The organism is Mesorhizobium sp. C432A, assembly GCF_030323145.1.
In the GTDB taxonomy this organism is placed as follows: Bacteria; Pseudomonadota; Alphaproteobacteria; order Rhizobiales; family Rhizobiaceae; genus Mesorhizobium.
The window spans coordinates 832,882-853,043 of record NZ_CP100470.1 but is presented as its reverse complement, the minus strand read 5'-3'; the positions used below and the strand labels follow the sequence as shown (position 1 = coordinate 853,043).

At 64.7% G+C, this 20,162-nt stretch carries 17 protein-coding genes; 11 read left to right on the top strand and 6 right to left on the bottom strand.

Annotated features, from left to right (window positions below; translation table 11 throughout):
- Nucleotides 1-5: 5 nt before the first annotated feature.
- Genes NLY33_RS03845 through NLY33_RS03830 form a run of 4 tightly spaced genes read left to right on the top strand, consistent with a single transcriptional unit; the run spans nucleotide 6 to nucleotide 3,302 of the window.
- The gene (locus NLY33_RS03845; protein WP_023671284.1) at nucleotides 6-887 is read left to right on the top strand and encodes a branched-chain amino acid ABC transporter permease; all 882 of its coding nucleotides are present in this window, start codon (nucleotides 6-8) and stop codon (nucleotides 885-887) included.
- Nucleotides 884-1,846: a branched-chain amino acid ABC transporter permease gene (locus tag NLY33_RS03840; RefSeq protein WP_023703694.1), complete on the top strand. Its 963-nt coding sequence runs from the start codon at nucleotides 884-886 to the stop codon at nucleotides 1,844-1,846. The genes NLY33_RS03845 and NLY33_RS03840 overlap by 4 nt, the downstream gene beginning before the upstream one ends.
- Nucleotides 1,843-2,568, top strand: a complete 726-nt coding sequence (locus NLY33_RS03835; protein ID WP_023693111.1) for an ABC transporter ATP-binding protein — start codon at nucleotides 1,843-1,845, stop codon at nucleotides 2,566-2,568. The genes NLY33_RS03840 and NLY33_RS03835 overlap by 4 nt, the downstream gene beginning before the upstream one ends.
- Nucleotides 2,565-3,302 carry an ABC transporter ATP-binding protein gene (locus NLY33_RS03830; protein WP_023707773.1) on the top strand — a complete coding sequence of 246 codons (738 nt, stop codon included), beginning with the start codon at nucleotides 2,565-2,567 and terminating at the stop codon, nucleotides 3,300-3,302. Before NLY33_RS03835 ends, NLY33_RS03830 begins: the two co-directional genes overlap by 4 nt.
- Nucleotides 3,303-3,463: 161 nt before the next feature.
- Here NLY33_RS03830 and NLY33_RS03825 read toward each other — a convergent pair whose 3' ends face one another.
- A complete protein-coding gene (locus tag NLY33_RS03825) occupies nucleotides 3,464-4,831 on the bottom strand; it encodes a sodium:proton antiporter (RefSeq protein WP_023703693.1) in 1,368 nt (455 codons plus the stop codon).
- 85 nt (nucleotides 4,832-4,916) lie between these two features.
- Entirely contained in the window at nucleotides 4,917-5,531 is a 615-nt protein-coding gene (pncA, locus tag NLY33_RS03820) for a bifunctional nicotinamidase/pyrazinamidase (RefSeq protein ID WP_023703692.1), read from the bottom strand.
- 384 nt (nucleotides 5,532-5,915) lie between these two features.
- Between pncA and NLY33_RS03815 the strand changes: the two genes are divergently transcribed.
- Genes NLY33_RS03815 through NLY33_RS03790 form a run of 6 tightly spaced genes read left to right on the top strand, consistent with a single transcriptional unit; the run spans nucleotide 5,916 to nucleotide 13,211 of the window.
- Nucleotides 5,916-6,779 (top strand): FAD binding domain-containing protein, encoded by an 864-nt coding sequence (locus tag NLY33_RS03815; protein WP_023703691.1) that lies wholly within the window; start codon nucleotides 5,916-5,918, stop codon nucleotides 6,777-6,779.
- Nucleotides 6,780-6,790: 11 nt separating this feature from the next.
- Nucleotides 6,791-9,754: a molybdopterin-dependent oxidoreductase gene (locus NLY33_RS03810; protein WP_031196399.1), complete on the top strand. Its 2,964-nt coding sequence runs from the start codon at nucleotides 6,791-6,793 to the stop codon at nucleotides 9,752-9,754.
- Nucleotides 9,751-11,292, top strand: coding sequence for a hypothetical protein (locus tag NLY33_RS03805; protein WP_023703689.1), 1,542 nt, complete (start codon nucleotides 9,751-9,753; stop codon nucleotides 11,290-11,292). Before NLY33_RS03810 ends, NLY33_RS03805 begins: the two co-directional genes overlap by 4 nt.
- Nucleotides 11,292-12,176, top strand: a complete 885-nt coding sequence (locus NLY33_RS03800) for a UPF0280 family protein (RefSeq protein ID WP_023703688.1) — start codon at nucleotides 11,292-11,294, stop codon at nucleotides 12,174-12,176. The genes NLY33_RS03805 and NLY33_RS03800 overlap by 1 nt, the downstream gene beginning before the upstream one ends.
- Nucleotides 12,169-12,753: an amino acid synthesis family protein gene (locus NLY33_RS03795; RefSeq protein ID WP_023703687.1), complete on the top strand. Its 585-nt coding sequence runs from the start codon at nucleotides 12,169-12,171 to the stop codon at nucleotides 12,751-12,753. The genes NLY33_RS03800 and NLY33_RS03795 overlap by 8 nt, the downstream gene beginning before the upstream one ends.
- Nucleotides 12,750-13,211 carry a MarR family winged helix-turn-helix transcriptional regulator gene (locus NLY33_RS03790; RefSeq protein ID WP_023703686.1) on the top strand — a complete coding sequence of 154 codons (462 nt, stop codon included), beginning with the start codon at nucleotides 12,750-12,752 and terminating at the stop codon, nucleotides 13,209-13,211. Before NLY33_RS03795 ends, NLY33_RS03790 begins: the two co-directional genes overlap by 4 nt.
- 1 nt (nucleotide 13,212) lies before the next feature.
- Here NLY33_RS03790 and NLY33_RS03785 read toward each other — a convergent pair whose 3' ends face one another.
- Together NLY33_RS03785 and NLY33_RS03780 are read right to left on the bottom strand one after the other, a co-directional pair.
- The gene (locus tag NLY33_RS03785) at nucleotides 13,213-14,328 is read right to left on the bottom strand and encodes an aminomethyl transferase family protein (RefSeq protein WP_023703685.1); all 1,116 of its coding nucleotides are present in this window, start codon (nucleotides 14,326-14,328) and stop codon (nucleotides 13,213-13,215) included.
- 70 nt (nucleotides 14,329-14,398) lie between these two features.
- Nucleotides 14,399-15,169: an ABC transporter substrate-binding protein gene (locus tag NLY33_RS03780; RefSeq protein ID WP_023671296.1), complete on the bottom strand. Its 771-nt coding sequence runs from the start codon at nucleotides 15,167-15,169 to the stop codon at nucleotides 14,399-14,401.
- Between the two features lie 254 nt (nucleotides 15,170-15,423).
- Between NLY33_RS03780 and NLY33_RS03775 the strand changes: the two genes are divergently transcribed.
- Complete coding sequence (locus tag NLY33_RS03775) at nucleotides 15,424-16,314, top strand: SGNH/GDSL hydrolase family protein (protein WP_023703684.1); 891 nt, start codon at nucleotides 15,424-15,426, stop codon at nucleotides 16,312-16,314.
- Nucleotides 16,315-16,336: 22 nt separating this feature from the next.
- Here NLY33_RS03775 and NLY33_RS03770 read toward each other — a convergent pair whose 3' ends face one another.
- Both NLY33_RS03770 and NLY33_RS03765 read right to left on the bottom strand, forming a co-directional pair.
- Nucleotides 16,337-18,019 (bottom strand): hydantoinase B/oxoprolinase family protein, encoded by a 1,683-nt coding sequence (locus tag NLY33_RS03770; protein WP_023703683.1) that lies wholly within the window; start codon nucleotides 18,017-18,019, stop codon nucleotides 16,337-16,339.
- Nucleotide 18,020: 1 nt separating this feature from the next.
- Nucleotides 18,021-20,105, bottom strand: coding sequence for a hydantoinase/oxoprolinase family protein (locus NLY33_RS03765; RefSeq protein WP_023707774.1), 2,085 nt, complete (start codon nucleotides 20,103-20,105; stop codon nucleotides 18,021-18,023).
- Between the last annotated feature and the right edge of the window lie 57 nt (nucleotides 20,106-20,162).

Sequence of the window (20,162 nt, the reverse complement as noted above, 5' to 3'; positions counted from 1 at the left end):
CCTGAATGCATTTCGGACCCCATCTCCTCCTCGCCGCCCTCGAAGGCCTTGTCACCTCCGCCGTGTTGGCGCTGACGGCGCTTGGGCTGTCGCTGGTGTTCGGCGTCATGCGCGTCGTCAACGTCGCCCATGGCGAGTTCTTCATGCTGGGCGCGGTGCTGGCCTGGGCGATCTCGACGGCGATACCCGGCCATCCCACGCTCGGCTTCCTGGCGGCGCTGGTGATTGCGCCGCTGATTGTCGGCGCCATTGCGCTGGTCGCCGAGCGGCTTGTGCTGCGCCGGCTCAATTACAATCCGGAAGCCACCATCGTCGCCACGATCGGCATGCTCTACATCATCCAGCAGCTGGCGTTGAGCTTCTATGGCCCGGAAGCCCGCCCGGTGGAGCCGCCCTTCAGCTACCGCATCCTTTTGCCCTGGTTCGGCTATTCCGGCTACAAGCTGTCGATCATTGCCGCTTCGGCCCTTCTGCTCATCGCCACCTGGCTGGTGCTGACGCGCACCAAGATCGGCCTCATCATGCGCGCCACCCAATATGACAGCGAGACGGCGCAGGCCTTCGGCATTCCGGTCGACCGCGTCTATGCCGGCGTCTTCGGGCTCGGCGCCATGCTGGCGGCCATCGCCGCCGTGCTGATCGTGCCGATCAGTCAGGCGCATTATCTGATGGGACAGGACCCGCTGCTGTTGTCCTTCATCGTCGTCATCATCGGCGGCCTCGGCTCGCTGCGCGGCACCGTCGTCGCCGCCGTGCTGATCGGCCTGTCCGACGGCATCATCTCGGTGTTCTTTTCGCCGACTTTGGCCAAGATCATCGCCACGCTGCTGGTGGCCATGGTGCTGGTGTTCCGGCCGCAGGGCCTGTTCGGGCAGGCGTCGCGATGAGCGAAGCTTCGCCGGCAAAAGCCTATGCATTGCATCTCGGCGTCATCGCGCTACTGTTTGCGCTGAGCTTCGTCCTGCCCGACTACCATCATGGCCTGCTGGCCCGAATCATGGTGCTGGCGGTGTTCGCCATGGGCTACAACATGCTGTTCGGCTATGTCGGCCTGCTCAGCCTCGGCCACGCCATGTTCTTCGCCGCCGGGCTCTATGGCGCTGGTCTCGCGGTCATCCATCTCGGCTGGAGCGTGCCTTTGGCTTTCCTCGCCGGCATCGCCTGCGGCGCGCTGCTGGCACTGGTGATCGGCCTGCTGGCGCTGCGCACCACCGGCGTCGCCTTCATGATCGTCACCATGATGTTCGCGCAGGTGTTTTACCTCGTCATCCTCTATTTCGCCGCCTGGACCGGCGGCGACCAGGGTCTGGTCGTGCCGCAGCCGGCGCGGGTTCTGGCCTTCGGCGCGACATCGCTCGACCTAACCAACCCGACCGTGCGCTACATGAGCGCGCTGGCGCTGTTCTCGGTCGTGCTGCTGATCACCCTCGCCATCGTCCGCTCCCGCTATGGCCGCGTGCTGGTCGCGGTGCGCGAGAACGAGGAGCGCACGAAAATGCTGGGCTACGACACCTTCTCCAACAAGCTGATCGCCGTCGTCGTCTCCGGCACCATCTGCGCCGCCTCGGGTGCGGCCTATGCGCTGCTGTTCGGCTATGTCGGCTCGAGCTTTGCCTCGGTGCAGTATTCCATCCTGCCGCTGCTCTGGATGCTGCTCGGCGGCGCCGCCACGACGCTGGGCGCGCTGCTCGGCACGGTGTTCATGTACTATGTCATCGACACCGCCAGCGGCTACACCTCCGCCTATCTCCTGATCGTCGGTATTGCGCTCATCCTGCTGGTGCTGTTTTTCCCCAAAGGCATTCTGGGCACCATCCGCCAGCGCTGGCTCGGGTGGCTCCCATGATGCCGTTGCTGACCACCAAAGGCCTGGCGCGCAGTTTCGGCGGCCTGCGCGCCGTCGATGGTGTCGATTTTCAGCTGATGCCGGGCGAGATCCGCGCCGTCATCGGCCCCAATGGCGCCGGCAAAACCACCTTCGTCAGCCTGGTCAGCGGCCGCATTCAGCCATCGTCCGGCATGATCGTCTTCGACGGCGCCGACATCACCAGCCAGCCGGCCTATCTCAGGGTGCGCCGGGGCATCGCCTACACCTTCCAGATCACCAGCGTCTTCGCCAACCTCTCTGCCTACGATAATGTCGCGTTGCCGGTGCAGCGCACGCTGACCGATGGCCGCTCGAAAGGTGCGGTGCGCACCGGCGTCATGGCCGCGCTGGAACGCACCGGACTTGCCGGCCGCGCCCATATGCCGGCCGGCCAGCTTTCCTACGGCCACCAGCGCCTGCTGGAAGTCGCGATGGGCCTGGCGCTGAAGCCGCGGCTTTTGATCCTCGACGAGCCGACGCAGGGGCTGGCCGACAGCGAGATCGACAATTTCATCGGACTGGTGCGCGAGATTGCCAAGAGCGCCACCGTGCTCCTGATCGAGCACAACATGCCGGTCGTCATGCAGCTGGCCGACCGCATCACCGTCTTCAACGCCGGCAGGATCCTGGCCGAAGGCACGCCCGAACAGGTTCGCGCCAACACACAGGTGCAGGAAGCCTATCTGGGGACGGCGCCATGAGCGAAGCCCCCAAGACTGAGGCCCACGAGACTGAAGCGTTGACCATCTCCAGGCTCGATTGCTTCTATGGCGAGGTCCAGGTGCTCTACGAGCTTGATCTCGTGCTCAACAAGGGCGAGGTGCTGTGCCTGTTCGGTCGCAACGGCGCCGGCAAGACGACGGCGCTGAAAGCAATCATGGGGCTGGTTCCGTCGAGCGCCGGCTCGATCCGGCTCGCCGGCAAGGAGTTGACCGGCCTGCCGGCGCATGAGGTGCCCAAGGCCGGCGTCGCCTATGTACCGCAAGGCAGGCGGCTGTTCGCCGAGATGACGGTGGCGGAAAACATCGAGATCGGTCTGATGGCGCGCGGCAAGGGCAGAGCGACGCGCGAAAGCGTGCTCGATCTCTTCCCGCTGCTGCGCCAGCGGCTGCGCCAGCGCTCCGGCACTTTGTCCGGCGGCGAGCAGCAGATGCTGGCCATGGCCCGTGCGCTTTGCCTTGAGCCGCAGGTGCTGTTGCTAGACGAGCCGACGGAGGGGCTGATGCCGTCGATGATCGCCAAGATCCGCGAGACGGTGGTGAAGCTGCGTGAGCTAGGTGTCTCCACCATTCTGGTCGAACAGCGCGTCGACGCCGTGCTGTCCGTCGCCGACCGCGTCTGCTTCATCGAAAACGGCCGTAACCGCGAGACGGTGGATGTCGAACAGCTTCGCGCCGATCCGTCGGCGGTGCGCCGATATGTGGGCGTCGGCTAAGATTACCCTCCCCCTTGTGGGGGTCCGAAGGACGGGCGAGACCCGTGGCTCGCCCCGACAAGTGGCTGCGAAGCAGCCGGGTGGGGGCGGCACCGACCCCCACCCGGACCTTCGGTCCGACCTCCCCACACGGGGTAGGTAAGGGCCCAGCGCCCTTCGCATCACGCAAAGAAGACAAAACCTGTAATCAGAAATATCGGGATCAGCACCAGGCCCGACCACGCCATGTAGCCGAAGAAGCCCGGCATCTTCACACCGCGGTGTCGGGCAATGGCGTAGACCATGAAGTTGGGTGCATTGCCGATATAGGTGTTGGCGCCCATGAACACCGCGCCGGCCGAGATCGCGGCCAGCGTCGAGGCCGCCTCCGTCATCAGGTGCCGCGCGTCGCCGCCTGCGAGTTCGAAAAACACCAGATAGGTCGGCGCATTGTCGAGGAAGGACGACAGCCCGCCGGTCAGCCAGAAATAGGCGAGATCATTGGGCTGGCCGGTGGGTGACGTCACCAGCGCCACCAGCGGCGCCAGCGCGCCGTCATGGCCGGCGCGAAGGATGGCAATGACCGGCACGATGCAGATGAAGATGCCGGCAAACAGTTTTGCCACCTCCGCGATCGGGCCCCAGGTGAAGCCGTTGGCCTCGCGATGGCTCTTGAGGGAAACGACAAGCGACAGCCCGGCGAGCGCCAGGACGATGGCATCGCGCACCAGGTTCTGCAGTTCGAGGCCGACGCCGAGGATGGAGAAAGTCACGCCCGGCTTCCAGGCAGCTGAAAGCAGGATCGCGGCAATGACGCCGGCCAGCAACGGCAGATTGGCCAGGCCGCGAAGGCGCACCTTCGTATCCGGAGTCGGATCCTTGATCTTCGGCGCGCCGCCTTCACGGCGATGCAGCATGATGTCGATGGCCAGGAAGACAAGCAGCACCAGGCCGCCGGTAAACAGCGTCTCGAGCCAGAGGTTCGCCGACGTCCAGAAGAAGTCGACGCCGCGCAGGAAGCCGACGAACAATGGCGGGTCGCCCAAGGGCGTCAACGAGCCGCCGATGTTAGACACCAGGAAGATGAAGAAGATGACGACATGGGCGTTGAACTGCCGGTTGTCGTTGGCGCGCAGCATCGGCCGGATCAGGATCATCGAGGCGCCGGTGGTGCCGATCACCGAGGCCAGCATCGCCCCGACGAGCAGCAGCCCGGCATTGACCAGCGGCGTGCCATGGATGTTGCCGGCGACAAGGATGCCGCCCGAAATGGTGTAGAGCGCGAACAGCAGGATAATGAAGGACATGTATTCGGTGAGCAGCGTGTGCAGCACGGCTTCACCGGCTACCGGAACGCCGAATGCAACCATCAGCGGGATGACCGCCAGCGCTCCCCAGCCGGCGGCGATCTTGCCGTAATGATGCTCCCAGACATGGTGGAACAGCAGCGGTCCGGTGGCGATCGAGAGCAGCAGGCCGGCGAAAGGCAGCGCCCACCACAGCGACATGGCAGCATCGGGCAGGCCGCGGGCCTCGGCCGCGAAGGCCATTTGCGGAGACGCAGCGGAAGCGAGTACACCTGCCGCGAAAGCCTTCCCCAACCGTGTGCAGCCCCCTCGATGCCTCACGATCCAGTCACTCCGAGATCGGGTATTCGAGCTTCACCCCGGCATCGCGCATCCGCTTCAGCATCGCCTCGACCGAACCGTTGAGATCGATGCCGCGGCAGGCGTCGAGCCGCACCGTCGTCTTGAAGCCTTGCTCGACCGCGTCGAGGGCCGAGAAGGCGACGCAGAAGTCGGTCGCCAGGCCAACCAGGGTCACGGTGCCGATGCCGCGCTCCTTGAGGTAGCCGGCGAGCCCGGTCGGCGTCTTGTGGTCGTTTTCGAAGAAGGCGGAGTAGCTGTCGATATCAGGGCGAAATCCCTTGCGGATCACCAACTCGGCCTTGGTCCAGGCGAGCCCCGAGTGAAAGTCCGAACCGAGGCTGCCCTGGATGCAATGGTCGGGCCACAGAGTCTGCGGCCCATAGGGCATCTCGATTGCGCTGAAGGGCTGGGCACCCGGATGGCTGGAGGCAAAGCTCGAATGTCCGGCCGGGTGCCAGTCCTGCGTCAGCACGACATGCTCGGCATGCCGGATCAGATCGTTGACCAGCGGCACGATTTCGTCGCCGCCGGCAACCGCCAGTGCGCCGCCGGGGCAGAAGTCGTTTTGCAGGTCGATGACAACAAGCGCTTCGTCGGCCATGGCGCCTCTCCTCTTCTACGTCTCGAACGGGGGATCGAGTGAAATACGCCGCTGATGCGACCGGATGCAGAAACTCGACCGGATGGCCGCCTGCGTCAACCTCCTACAGCGCCGCGCGTCCCCTTCGGACGCGCAAAGGACGTTGTAGCACTTTACTTGCGCAGGATCCTTTCCGAAAATCGATTCCGATTTTTGGGGATCGTGCGCGGACGTAACAAATGCATGGCGGCCGGGTTCCCTTAAACTCCGGCTTTGACAATTTCCGCCAGCTTGATATCATTTGCATACGAATGAATTTGGCCTGATCAGACATTGGCGGGGTTCGGGAAGACCCCACCTTTTGAAGGTCCCAATGGGAAGGCCTATTTTTTTGGAAGGCAAAGCGTGATCCGTTACGCGAAACCCGCCACGCTCGACGAGGCGCTCGCTCTGCTGGGCGAGGGCGCCTGGCGCGTGCTTGCCGGCGGCACCGATTTCTATCCGGCGCAGGGCGCCAAACCGTTCCGCGACAATGTTCTCGATATTAACGGCCTGGTCTCGCTGCGCGGCATTGCCGAGACCGAAACCCATTGGGTTTTGGGCGCCCGCACCACCTGGACCGACCTTGTCCGCCATCCATTGCCGGCGGCTTTCGATGCGCTGAAGCAGGCCGCGCGCGAAGTGGGCTCCCTGCAGATCCAGAATGTCGCCTCGATCGCCGGCAATCTCTGCAATGCTTCGCCTGCCGCCGATGGCGTTCCGGGACTGCTGGTGCTGGACGCCGAGGTCGAGCTGCGCTCTGCAGCCGCGACGCGTAATCTGCCGCTGCAGGAGTTCATTCTCGGCAACCGCCGCACCGCGCTGCTACCGGGCGAGCTGGTCACCGCCATCCGGGTGCCGAAGCCCAGGGCCGCCGGCACGTCGGCCTTCGTCAAGCTCGGTGCGCGGCGCTACCTCGTCATCTCCATCGCCATGGTGGCGGCGCGCCTCGTTGCCGAGGCTGGCATCGTCATGGAAGCCGCTGTCGCGGTCGGGTCCTGCTCGGCCGTGGCCAAGCGGCTCGCCGCTGTCGAAGCCGTGCTGGTGGGCAAGCCTGTCCGCCCGGCACTCGCCGATGCGCTCCTGTCCGCGCCGATGGCCGAGCTCTCGCCGATTGCCGACGTGCGCGGCAGCGCCGAATACCGGCTCGACGCAGCGCGCGAGCTTGTCGCCCGCGCCGTGCTGGGGGCTTGCGGGCTGACGAACGACAACAGCATGGTGGCGGCATGAGCCACTCCGAGATGATTGAAGCCCTGCCTGATCTCGTGCCGGGTTTCGGCCCCGAGCGCGTAGACATCGTCTTCGCGGTCAATGGCGGCGCCGTCTCGGTCAATGTGCCGCCGTTGCGCCGGCTGTCGCAGGTGTTGCGCGATGAATTGCAGCTGACCGGCACCAAAGTCGGCTGCGATGCCGGCGATTGCGGCGCCTGCACGGTGCTGGTCGACGGCGACGCCGTCTGCGCCTGCCTGATGCCGGCGGCCTCCGCAGCCGGGACGTCCGTAACGACCGTCGAAGGCCTCGCCGATGGCCTTCTCTCGGCGCTGCAGGCGTCCTTCCTGGCACATGGCGCCGCGCAATGCGGCATCTGCACGCCGGCGCTGCTGGTCGCGGCAACGGCGCTGCTGGATGGCACACCGAATCCGACCGAGACCGAGGTGCAGGATGCGCTGGGTGGCATCCTGTGCCGTTGCACCGGCTACAGAAAGATCATTGCGGCAGTGATGGATGCGGGACGGTTCGAGACGTCGACCGACGGCGCTGCCCCTCATCCGCCTGCCGGCACCTTCACCCCGTATAGTGACGGGGAGAAGGGAAGTGCTCCAGCGCCGACGCTCCCCTCTCCCCGTTCTTCACGGGGAGAGGGTAAGGGTGAGGGGCAGCGCCAACGTCATTCGTTGGAATTCAACTTTGAACGTAGAATGCCAACCACAGGGAATGCTGTAGGCGCCTCCCCGGTCCGGCTCGACGGCGTGCCAAAAGTCACCGGCGCTGAAAAATTCGGCGCCGATGCCTTTCCCGCCGATGCGCTGGCCGTGCTGGTGGTCCGCTCGCCGCATTATCATGCCGGCTTCGCCTTCGGCGACCTGGAGGGCTGGGTGAAGTCGCATCCCGGCATCGTCGGCGTCTTCACCGCCGCCGACATTCCGGGAAAAAACTGTTTCGGCGTCATCGGTCCGTTTGCCGACCAGCCGGCGCTGGCCGAAGGCTTTGCGCGGCTGCGCGGCGAGGCAGTGGCGCTGGTCGCCGGCGAGCGCGAGGCCATGCTCGATCTCGACCTCCAGGATTTCCCGGTCCGCTGGACCGAGCTGCCGCATTTTCTGCAGCCCGGCGACGCGCAGGCAGAAGGGGCGGCGCTCATCCACGCGAACCGCCCGGCCAATTTGTTGACCAAGGGCTTTGTCGAGCGCGGCGACCCCGAGGCGGCGCTTGGCGAGGCTGCCTTCACAGTGTCCGGTGCCATCGACACCTCCTATGTCGAGCACGCCTATATCGAGCCGGAAGCCGGCCATGCCTACATGGACGGCGACACGCTGGTCGTCGTCGCCTGCACCCAGGCCCCCTACATGGATCGCGACGAAACGGCGAAGGTGCTCGGTCTTGCCGTCGACAAGGTGCGCATCGTGCCGACCGCGACCGGCGGCGGCTTCGGCTCGAAACTGGACGTTTCACTGCAGCCGCTCATCGGCCTTGTGGCGCTGAAGACCGGCCGGCCGGCAGCACTGGCCTACACCCGCAACGAATCCATGATGTCGACCACCAAGCGACATCCCGCCGAGATGAAGGCGACCATCGGCGTAGATGCCGAGGGCCATGTCACCGGCATGGTCTTCACAGGCGATTTCAACACCGGCGCCTATGCCAGCTGGGGCCCGACCGTCGCCAACCGCGTGCCGGTGCATGCCTCCGGTCCCTATGCGACGCCGAACTACCGCGCCGAAGGCCGCGCCATCCACACCCACGGGCCGATTTCCGGCGCCTTCCGTGGCTTCGGCGTGCCGCAGGCGACGATCATGCAGGAGACGCTCTATGATGAGCTCGCCGGCAAGCTTGGCATGGACCGGCTCGATTTTCGGCTGAAGAACTGCCTTCGGAACGGATCCGAAACGGTTACCGGACAGCGACTGGAGTCGGGCGTCGGCATATTCGAGTGCCTCGACTCCTTGCGGCCGCATTGGGCTCGCGCGACGGCCGACGCAGATACATTCAACAATGCCAATACGAGCAAAAAGCGCGGCGTCGGCATCGCGTCCTGCTGGTATGGCTGCGGCAACACCTCGCTGCCCAATCCGTCGACCATAAGGGTCGGTATCTCGCCAGAGGGGGAGGTCATCCTGCATCAGGGCGCCGTCGATATCGGCCAGGGCTCCAACACCGTCATCGCCCAGATCTGCGCCGACGCACTCGGCCTGCCGCTGGAAAAATTCAAGCTGAGAAGCGCCGACACCGCGATCAGCCCCGATGCCGGCAAAACATCGGCCTCGCGCCAGACTTTTGTCACCGGCAAGGCGGCCGAAAAAGCCGGCCGCGCCTTGCGCGAAAAGATCCTGCGTTTTGCCAATGTCTCGGAGAAAGCTGCCCTGCAATTGGACGGTCCGGTGATCGTCATTCGCGAGGGCGAAGCCACTCGGCGCATCGATCTCCCCGCCCTCGATGTCGATGCGGGCGGTTTCGTCTTCCGCGCCGAGGAGACCTACGATCCGCCGACGCTGCCGCTCGATGCCAAGGGCCAGGGCAAGCCTTACGCCGTCTATGGCTATGGCGCGCAGATCGCCGAACTCGAAGTCGATCTCAAGCTCGGCACGGTGAAGCTCTTGAAAATCACCGCCGCGCACGATGTCGGCAAGGCTATCAACCCGCTGCTGGTCGAAGGCCAGATCGAGGGCGGCATCGCGCAAGGCATCGGCATGGCGCTGATGGAGGAATACATCCCCGGCCGCACCGAGAATCTGCACGACTATCTCATTCCGACCATCGGCGACGTGCCTGAGATCGAGCACATATTGATCGAGGTTCCCGATCCCGAGGGGCCGTTCGGCGCCAAGGGCCTGGGCGAGCATGTGCTGATCCCGACCGCACCCGCCATCCTCAATGCCATCCGCCACGCAACCGGCCTTCTCATCACCAAGGTTCCGGCGACGCCGACGCGCATCCGCGCCGCCATCCGCGAAAAAGATGGCATCCGCGACAAGGAGGCACGCCGATGAGCGAGCTTGCCGAACGCTTTGAAACCCACGATCCCGGCGAAAAGCTGGTGGCGGAAAAGATCCGCTGCGATGCCTGTCCGGTGATGTGCTACATCGCCGATGGCCGCACCGGCGCCTGCGACCGCTACGGCAATGTCGGTGGCCGCATCGTGCGTATGGACCCGCTGACCATCCTCGACCATGCGGCAGAGAGTGGCGCCGCGGTCGTGCCCTTCACCGCCGAGGGCGAGCAATGGGACGGCGAACTGGTCAACACCGGCCGCCGCTTCGTCACTGCGATCGGCGCCGGCACCACCTATCCCGACTACAAGCCGGCCCCCTTCATCGTCAGCCAGGAGGTCGAGGGCGTCGATCTGGTGACCGTGGTCACCGAAGGCATTTTTTCGTACTGCGGCGTCAAGGTGAAGATCGACACCGACCGCCATCTCGGTCCCGAAACGGCAATCGTGCGCGCGCAAGGCGAGCCGATCGGCCACGTCACGACAGGCGAGTATGGCTCGCAGATGCTGTCGCTGGGCGGCGTGCATCATCTGACCGGCGGCTCCAAGGCCGAAGGCCGGGCAACCTGTGACGCGATGCTCAGTCTGTGCAATCGCAAGCCGGTCGAACTGACCATCGATGGCGGCGCCACCATCATCGTCGAAGCCGGCAAACCACCTGTCATCGACGGCAAGCAGGAACACCGTATGCGGGTCGGCTGCGGCTCGGCCACGATCGGCATGTTCGCCACGCAATGGCGCGGCCTAGTCGACGAGGTGGTGGTGGTCGACGACCATATCACCGGCGTTGTCTCCGAGCATCAGGCCGGCAAGGTGCTGGGCTGGCAGGACACCGGCATCAAGATCATCGGCCGCCGCTCGACGCCGGGCCGCTATTTCAAGGTCTCCGAGCCCGGCCTTGGCTGGGGCGGCACCTCGATTTCCGACCCGCTGTCGATCCTCGGCGGATGGAACGCCAAGAAGGGCGCCCGCCCCGGCCTGTCGCTGCTGATGGTGTCGACCACCGGCGAGCAGTTCGCCTATTACGAACTCGACGACGAGTTGAAGCCGGTTGAAAAACCGTTCCCCGAGCGGCTGCAGAAATCGGTCGGCCTGATCGAGGACAATTGCGAGCCGGCGCTCTGCACCGTGCTGTTCATCGGCGGCGCCGGCGGTTCGCTGCGCGCCGGCGTCACCGAAAACCCGGTCAATCTCACCCGCTCGGTGCAGGGCTTGAAGACCTATGTTACCGTTGGCGGCGCGCCGGTCTATGTCTGGCCGGGCGGCGGCATCACGCTGATGGTCGACGTCATGCGCGTGCCGGAAGGCGCGTTCGGTTATGTCCCGACCCCGGCACTGGTGGCGCCGATCGAATTCACGCTGCGTCGCGACGACTATGTCCGGCTGGGCGGCTACGAGGCCGAGATACGAAGCGTCGAGGATATCGTTGCCAAAGGCGGCGAGTATCTCAACCCGCGTCGCGGCTCAGCCGCCGAGGCTCAAAACCCATGGCCGCCGCTCGCGCAATTGCGCCGCGTCGGCTCGAACGGGGCCACCTGATGCAAGGCCCGCAAGTCCACTGGCTGCAGGACGGTAAGCGGCTGCACCTCAACCACGGGCCGATCGACCTGATCGTCGAAGCCTTTGGTGAGGCGGCTGAGTGTCGTGCCGCCTACGATCAGGCGATCGAGCGCTTCCAGACGATCCTGATCGAGTTGGTCGAGGAGCTTCCCGAATTGCGGCTGCCGGCATTTTTCCTGGCGCCGCGCACCTTCGCCGGCCCGACGGCGCGGCGCATGGAAGCAGCCGTCATGCCCTTGGCGGAATGCTTCATCACGCCGATGGCCGCCGTCGCCGGATCGGTAGCCGACGAAATGCTCGCCGCGCTGCTTGCCGGTCGCAGGCTCGACCGCGCCTATGTCAACAATGGCGGCGACAGCGCACTCCACATCGGCAAGGGCCAGTCGATGAACCTGGCGATCGCCGGCACCGGCAACGGCATGGCCGACCGCCTCGCCATTCGCTCGGCGGACGGCGTGCGCGGCGTCGCCACCAGCGGCTGGCGGGGCCGTTCGTTCTCGCTTGGCATTGCCGACGCCGTCACCGTGCTGGCGCGCACCGGCGCCGAGGCCGATGCGGCGGCGACACTCATTGCCAACGCCGTCGACCTGCCCGGCAATCCTGCCATCAAGCGCATTCCCGCGCAGGACTTGGCGCCCGACAGCGACCTCGGTGCACGGCTGGTGACACAAGCCGTCGGCATGCTCGCGCGTGGCGATGTGGAGCGGGCGCTGGACAATGGCCTTGCCGTCGCCGAAGATTTTCGCCGGCGCGGCCTGATTGCCGCATCGGCGCTGTTTCTAGGTGGGGAAGCGCGCATCAGTGGTTCCATGGCGCTTGCCGCGCCCAACAAAAATCCAGGGAAGGAAGTTGCCCATGCCTGAGTTTCCGATCCGCAAGATCGCGGTTCTGACCGAAGAGATCTTTCACGATGGCGGGCCGGTCGCTGCTCTGCCGCGCCGCCGCGCTGCAGCCGTGGCCCTGGTGAAGAACCCGTTCGCCGGCCGCTACGTCGAAGAACTGCAGAGCGCCATGGACGATCTGAAGCCGCTTGGCCTGCTGCTCACCGACAAGCTCATTGCCGCATTGGGCGGCGACATCAAGCAGATCGACGCCTACGGCAAGGGCACCATCGTCGGCTCGTCAGGTGAACTCGAACACGGCGCGCTGTGGCACGTTCCTGGCGGCTACGCCATGCGCGAGCGGCTGGGCGACGCCAAGGCGATCGTGCCGTCGGCAACCAAGGTCGGCGCCTTCGGCTCGCGGCTTGACGTGCCGCTCGGCCACACCAACGCTGCCTATGTCCGCAGCCATTTCGACGCCATGGAGGTCGGTCTCAGCGACGGGCCGCGCGCCGACGAAATCCTGTTCTGCCTCGCCATGAGCTGCGGCCCGCGCGTGCACGACCGCATGGGCGGCCTGGCTGCAGGCGACATCAAGGCCTGGGATGGCTTGCGATGAGCGGCGGTGACAATCTTCTCAAGCTGGTCGAGGCCGAAGAGCCCGACGAACACGATTACCGCCTGCAGGAGCAGGTCGGCTTCATCCTGCGCAAGGCGCATCAGCGCCATGTCTCGATCTTTACCGCCCAGATCAGCGACCTGACGCCGCCGCAATTCGCTGCACTCGCCAAGCTGCACGATGTCGGCGAGACCTCGCAGAACCAGTTGGGAACGCTGATCGCCATGGATGCGGCGACCGTCAAGGGCGTGATCGATCGGCTGAAGGCGCGTGGCCTGGTCGACCTGACCAAGCATGAGGTCGACAAAAGGCGCCTGCTGGTCAGTCTCACGCCAGAGGGACGCGAGGCGATCGAACGGCTGATCCCGTTGGCCCGCGCCATCACCCAGGAGACACTGGCGCCGCTGACGGCCAAGGAAGCGGCCACGTTTATGCGGCTGCTAGCGAAGTTAGCCTGATTTAGGCCCGCAGCCGAGCGCCTTCAGGATCGAAGAATGGCATCGGCGCCACCACCGCGCGGGTCGGCTTGCCGTCAATGTCGATGCTGAGTTCGGTCCCGATGGCGGTGAACGGCAGCCGCAAATGCGCCGTCGCCAGAACTTTGCCTAAGGAATAGCCGTGATCGCTGTAGGTGACGACGCCGGCATCCTCGCCGTCGGCGAAAACCCTGGCATCCGTCGCGGCCGGCTTGTCACCGTCGAGAATCAGCCCGGTCCAGCGTTCGTCGAGCCCCTTGTCGCGAATTGTGAGCAATGCCTCGCGGCCGATGAACTCGCCCTTGTCGAACTTGATCCAGCGATCGAGCCCGACATGGAAGGGCGTACGGCTCTCGTCCATGTCGATGCCATGCGCCGGATAGGCCTTTTCCAGCCCGAGCGTGAACATGGCCAGCACGCCGTATGGCTTCAGGCCGAAATCGCTACCGGTCCGCATCAGCGCGTCCCAGACGGAAGTGGCCTCGTCCGCCGGCACGAACAGTTCGAAGCCGAGCTCGCCGGTCACCCCGGTGCGTGAGATCATGACTTTGGTCTCGCCGACGCGCCCTGAAGTGAACGCCCAGCGTTTCAACTCATCGAGATCGGCATCCGAAACCAGTGCTTTCAGCAGCTCGCGTGAACGCGGCCCCTGTATCGTCGGAAAGGCGACGGCCGCGGTGATGTCGGTGACATAGGCCTTTCGCGCTTCAGCATGATGCTGCAGCCAGGGCAGCATCTTCAGTCGGTTGACCGAGCCGGTCACCAGCATGAAATGCTCTGATGCCAGCCGAAACACGGTGAGGTCGTCCATGATGCCGCCATCGTCGCGGCAGACGGTGGAATAGCGCACCTGGCCGGGCTTCATCGCGGCGGCATCGTTGACGATGACGTGGTTGACCAGCGCCTCGGCTTCCGCCCCCTTGATGTCCATCTTGCCCATGGTGCTGAGATCCTGCACGCCGACATTCTTGCGCGTGTTCAGATGCTCGTCGGCGATGCCGGAATAAGTTTTGGCCGAGACGAAGTCGCCGCCGACCCGGCCCATCGTGGCGCCGAGGCCAACGATGCTGGTGTAGAAAGGGGAGCGCCGCTCAACCAAGAAACTTCTCCGTCATCTCATGAAAACGGCAGCGCCGGGTGGCGCTGCCGAGGTCGGGTTGGCTGAGGGATTAACCCCCGTAGACGTCGAAGGCGAAGTACTTGTCGTTGATTTCCTTGTACTTGCCGTTGGCGCGCAGCGCCTCGATTGCGGCATTGAACTTGTCGGCAAGTTCCTTGTTGCCCTTTTGCAGGGCGATGCCGACGCCGGGGCCGTGAATGGCCGGATCGGCGGTCAGCGTGCCGAGCAATTTGCAGCAGGCGCCATCGGGCTTCTTCAGCCATTCGGTCAGGATGATCGAGCCGTCCATCATCGCGTCGAGCCGGCCATTGGCCATGTCGGTGCGGGCGTCGTCGCCCGTCGGATAGGCTTTCACGGTCGAGCCGGAGTATTTCTGCTCGGCGAAATTCTGGTGGATGGTTGCGCTCTGCACGCCCAGCACCTTGCCCTTCAGATCGTCCGGCGATGTGCCGGCGATGGTCGAATCCTTCGGCACGGCGATGGCCGGCGGCGTCTGGTAATATTTGTGGGTGAACTCGACCTTCTCGGCCCGTTCCGGCGTGATGGTGATGTTGATGATGGCGTCGAACTTGCCGGCCTGCAGCGCCGGAATGGAACCATCGAAATCCTGTACGGAGAATTCGCACTCGGCCTTCATCTCGGCACACAGCGCCTTGCCGAGGTCGATGTCGAAGCCGCCCAGCGTGCCGTCCGAATTGGCATAGTTGAAAGGCGGATAGGCGCCCTCGGTCCCGATCCTGAGTTTCTCGGCGGAGGCAGCACCGGTCCCAAGCAGCAGGGCGGCGGAAGCGGCAAGCACGAAACGACCGAAAAGACGCATGTTCCTGATCTCCGTTGACTAAGCAATTCCAGGGAAGGTGTTGGCGGTTTCCCGTCCGGAATTGCGCGAAAACAAGGATAGAAGTCTATGGTCTTTTGCAGGCCCCACGGAGACGGAAACGACATGCTCTGCGGCGATCACGGCGCGGCAAGCCGTCCTTCCCCAGGAATCTTACTGTGATCTAAATTACAGACCGATCATGGACATGGGCGCATGTTCAGCTGGAAGTAGACGGTCGTGGGAGGGACCTGGGGATGGACCAGCAGGAATTCGTGCAGGAAGCCGCGCAGCGGCGCATAGACGACGACATCGCCAAGCGCATCAAGGTTCACCAGGCCAACATCGAGCGGCTCGAAACCGCAAGGGAAAGCGCCGGCAATCTCGAGGCGGCCGTCGCCAACCGGCCGCTGGTGATGCTGGCGCAGGGCGATTCCTGGTTCGACTATCCGCTCACCGGCAACGGCTTTCCGTTCGTCGACACCGACGTGATCGCGCAGCTGCGCCGCATCGGCTCGATGCCGCCGACCATCCTCAACCTTGCCCATCATGGCGATGCGGCGACCGACGAGATGTCGCTGCCCAAGCAGCAGCGCATGATCGCCGCCCTGCGCAACAAGGCCAACTGGCTGGACGGCAAGCCCGATGCCATCCTGTTCTCTGCCGGTGGCAACGACATTGCCGGCGACCAGTTCTGCATCTTCCTTGACTTCAATGACGGCCACGCCCCCGGGCTGAACAAGAACCGCTTCACCAAGGCGCTCGGCATGGTCGAGGCCTGCTATCTCGATTTGTTCGCGCTGCGCGACCGCGTCGCGCCAGGCGTGCCGATCTTTGGCCATTGCTATGATTTTCCGATCCCGAACGGAGCGCATCCGTCCTGTGTCGGCCCGTGGCTGAAACCGTCGCTCGATTTCTGCAACTGGACGGTCGGCAAGGGCACGGTCATCGTTCACGACGCGCTGGCGGCGTTCCGCGATGTGGTGAAGCGCCTGGCCGACGATCCCAACAACAATTTCCATCTGGTCGACACGCAGGGAACGTTGAAGGTGGCCGACTGGGCCAACGAACTGCATCCCGATCCCGCCGGCTTCAAGAAGATCGCGCAAAAATTCGCCGATGCGCTGAAGGCCAAGCTGCAGACCTGACGCGGCTCGGGCCTGTCGGCTGTCAGGTTCCGAACAGCTCTTTGGCTTGTTCAACGGTGTAGTAACCAAGCCTGATGTCTTCGGCGACCAGTTTCGGGTCGCGCTCACGCGGATCACCATAGCCGCCGCCCCCGGGCGTGCCGACCCTCACGCGGTCGCCGGCCTTGAGCGCGATGTCCTGTTCCTTGGACAGATGCGGCGGCACATGTGCCTCGCCGGCGCGGAACACGGTCACTGTGTTGACCGCGCCGTCCCTGCCGCCGAGCGCGCCTTGCGGGCCGAAACGGCCATGGTCCATGACGAAGGACGCGCGCGCTTCGCCTCGCAAGATCTCGACCTCATAGGCGAGGCCGAAGCCGCCGCGCTGCTTGCCGGCGCCGCCCGAGCCTTCGCGCAAGGCATAGTGGCGGTAGAGCACAGGAAACGCCTGCTCCATGATCTCGACCGGCGGCGATTTGGAAATGCCGATGGTAGAGCAGCCATTGGTCAGCCCGTCATGGCCTGAATTGCCGCCATAGCCGCCGCCGGAGATCTGATACATCACATAGTCGCGGCCGCGCGCCGGATCGTTGCCGCCGAGCGCGAAATTGCCGCTGGAGCCGGCGGGTGCAGCCGTCACCTTTTCCGGCAGCGCCTGCACCATCGCCGCGAACACCGCCTCGGCGATGCGCTGCGAGACTTCAGCCGCGCAGCCCGAGACCGGCCGTGGGTATTTCGCGTCGAGGAACGTGCCTTCCGGCCGCTTGACGATCAGGGGCTCGAAGGCGCCGGCGCTGATCGGTACATCCGGGAAAATATGGCGCATGGCGAGATAGACCGACGACAAAGTCGTCGCCAGCACGCTGTTCATCGGCCCGGCACAGGGTTTTGACGAACCGGTGAAATCGAAGGTCAGCGTGTCGCCCTTCTTCTCCACCGCGAGCGCGATGGTCAGCGGCTCATTGACCACGCCGTCCGAGTCGACAAAGGCCTTCGAGCTGTAGGTGCCGTCGGGAATGGCGGAGATGTTGGCGCGCATCTGCTCGGCGGCGCGGCGACGCAGTTCGGCGATCGCCCCGACGACGGTTTCGTCCCCGTAACGATCGAGGATTCCATTGAGCCGGTCCTGACCGATCAACAGTGCCGCGGCTTGCGCCCTTATATCGCCGATGCGCTGGTCGGCGACGCGGATGTTGGAGCAGATGATGGCGTAGATTTCGGAGTCGAGCACGCCCTTCTTGAACAGCTTGACCGGCGGCAGCCGCAGGCCTTCCTGCTCGACGGCTGTGGCGGAGGCGGAGAAGCCGCCCGGCACCGAGCCACCGATATCGGGCCAGTGGCCGGTATTCGATAGCCAGCAAAATATCTTGCCGTCGCGGTAGACTGGCATGGCGAAGCGCACATCCATCAGATGCGTGCCGCCGAGATAGGGATCGTTGACGATGTAGATGTCGCCCGGCTCAGGCGGCAGGCAACGGCCGTCGGCGATCATCTCGATCACCGTTTTGGTCGAATACTGCATGACGCCGACGAACACCGGCAGGCCCTGGCTGCCTTGTGCGATCAACGAACCATCGACGGCCGAGTAGATGCCGTCGGAGCGGTCATTGGCCTCGGCGATGACAGGCGAGAAGGCAGCGCGGGAGAAAGTGAGATCCATCTCGTCGCAGACCTGCTGCAAGGCTGCCTGCAGGACCGAAAGCGTGATGGCGTCGAGCTTTTGCATCTCAGGCCTCGCCAATGTCGATGATGATGTTGCCGTCGGCGTCCGATCTTGCGCGGTCGCCGGGTTCGAGCACGGTGGTGGCGTCCATCTGTTCGAGGATCGCCGGCCCTTGGATAACGGCATCGAGCGGCAATTTTTCGCGTGCGTATATCGGCGTATCGTGCCAGCGTCCGGCATACCAGACCGGCCTTGTCTCGCGCAGCGCCTCGTCTAGCGTCTTTGTACGTCCGGCCGGGTCGATCAGCCGTGACAGGTCGATTGCCGGCCGCACGCCCGTCACCGACGTGTTGAGGTTGACCAGATTGGCGCGGATCTCCGGCAACTCGACCTTGAAGCGGGCGAAATAGGCTTTTTCGAACAGCGCCTGCAACTCCTGCCTTGTCACCGATGAAGACGGCAGCGCCACGTTGATGATGTGGGTCTGGCCGACGAACTGCATGTCGGCAGAGTGCGTAACGCGGATCGTTTCCGGCTTCACCGCTTCCTTGCCGATCAGTTCCTCGCCTTCCCCGCGGTGACGTTCCAGCACCTCGCGAAGCCGGGCTTCATCAAGCACGGCGACCGGCTGGTTGATGGTGTTGACGAAGTCATGGCGCAGATCGGCCACGACGCAGCCGAGCGCGTTGGTGATGCCCGGACGGGCCGGCACCAGCACGCGGGGCAGGCCGAGTTCGCGCGCCAGCGCGGTTGCATGCAGCGGCCCGGCGCCGCCGAAGGCGAACAGCGCGAAATCACGCGGATCATGGCCGCGCGACACCGAGACCATGCGGATGGCGCCGGCCATTTTCATGTTGCCGAGCCGCAGGATTGCACCCGCCGCCTCGACGCCGGAGAGGCCGGCGGCCTTGCCTATTCTGTCTTCGAAGATGCCGGTGACGCGCTCGACGGTGACCGGATTTTCGACCGCCAGCAGTTTTTTCGGCGCCAGCCGTCCCAGCACCAGATTGGCATCGGTGATGGTCGGCTCCAAGCCGCCGCGGCCGTAGCAGATCGGACCGGGATTGGCGCCGGCACTTTCCGGGCCGATCTGGATCAGGCCGGCCGCATCAACGCGCGCGATCGAGCCGCCGCCGGCGCCGACCGTATGCACCGCCACCATCGGCACATGGATCGGCATCGCATATTCGATCTCGATCTCGTTGGAGACCGCCGGCTCGGCGTTGCGGATCAGCGCCACATCGGTCGAGGTGCCGCCCATGTCGTAGGTGACGAGGTTTTCAAAGCCGGCGCGCTTGCCCGTATAGGCGGCCGCGATGACACCCGAAGCCGGGCCTGACATCACGGTCTTGGCCGACTCGCGCGTGACGAAGCGGGCCGAGATCATGCCGCCATTGCCGTTCATGATCAGGAAGTCGCGGGCATAGCCCTTGGCAGCCAATTCCTTGCGCAGCCGCTCGACATAACGCTCGAGGATCGGCTGCACCGACGCGTTGACCGCGGCGGTCACGCCGCGCTCGAATTCGCGGGCTTCCGACAGCAGCGCATGGCCAGTCGTGATGTAGCCGTTCGGCCAAAGCTCGGCGGCGATTTCGGCCGCGCGCCGCTCATGCGAAGGGTTGGCGTAGGAATGCAGGAAATGGATGACCAGGGACTCGCAGCCGGCCCCGATCAGCGTCTTCACGGCGTCGCGCATCTCGGCCTCGTCGAGCGGCGTGCGCACCGCGCCCGACGCCTCGACGCGCTCCGACACTTCGAGCCGGAGATCGCGCGGGATGATCGGAACGAAGCTTCCGGTCATGCCGTAGGGCTGCGGCCGTGTGCGGCGGCCAAGCTCGATCACGTCGCGAAAACCGCGCGTGGTGATCATGCCGGTTTTCGCCAGCCTGCGTTCCAGCACCGCATTGGTGGTGGTGGTCGTGCCATGCACGATGAGGTCGATGCCGTCTATGGCAAAGCCTGTGGCGCCCAGCGCTGAAACCACGCCGAACGCCTGGTTGTCGACCGTCGTCGGCGTCTTGACGATATGCACCTTTCCGCCGTCATTTCCGTCGATCAAAATGAGGTCGGTGAAGGTTCCGCCAACATCGATGCCGGCAACGACGTCGCCTGCGGAATCCGGCTGCTTCACCGAAAAATTCTCTTTCATTGTCGAAATCCGAAATGGCGGAACTACGAATATGCCGCAGTTTGGAAAGCTGTTTTA